This is a genomic window from Falsiroseomonas sp. E2-1-a20 (assembly GCF_051433195.1).
Lineage (GTDB): Bacteria > Pseudomonadota > Alphaproteobacteria > Acetobacterales > Acetobacteraceae > Falsiroseomonas.
Genome location: NZ_JBHMFT010000192.1, coordinates 1 through 638, shown reverse-complemented (window position 1 = coordinate 638; position 638 = coordinate 1). Strand labels below are relative to the sequence as shown.

Sequence of the window (638 nt, the reverse complement as noted above, 5' to 3'; positions counted from 1 at the left end):
GTCGTCGGCGTGCTGGCCGCGGTGCTGGCCGCGGTCGCGGTGATGGGCATGCTAGGGCTTGTGATGGGGCTTCAGCTCAGCGAACTCGCCACGGATATCCCGCTCTACCAGTATGAGCTGAACCGCAAGCTCGCCTCCATCAACGCCAGCGGCGGACTGGTGGAGCGGGCGCAGGAGATGCTTCAGGGCTTGGCCGCGGGCGCCGAACAGACGGCGCCGGCCCCGACAGTCGCTATCGACGCGGTGCGACCGCTGCCGGTGGAGATCCAGTCTCCTGCCCCGAAGCCGTTCGTGCTGCTGCAGAGCATCTTGGAGCCACTGCTGCTGCCGCTTGCCACCTTCGGCATCGTCGTGGTCCTGGTGATCTTCGTGCTGCTGTACCGCGAGGACCTACGTGACCGGGTCATCCGCTTGGTCGGCGCCGACGACCTGCACCGCACCATGGCGGCGATGGACGACGCCGCCTATCGCTTGTCGCGCTACTTCCTGGCGCAGACCGCGATGAACGCCGCCTATGGCGTGTTCATCACCGGGGCGCTGCTGCTGATCGGCGTGCCGCAGCCGGTGCTGTGGGGCATTGTCGCCGGCCTCATGCGTTTCGTACCCTTCGTCGGCACCATCGTCGCCGTCGCCTTCCC

General features: G+C 67.6%; 1 protein-coding gene. It reads left to right on the top strand.

The genetic code is table 11. From position 1 onward, the window contains the following. Nucleotides 1-638 (top strand): AI-2E family transporter (locus ACFHPP_RS31325; RefSeq protein WP_437167126.1); only part of this gene is annotated, 638 nt, incomplete at both ends.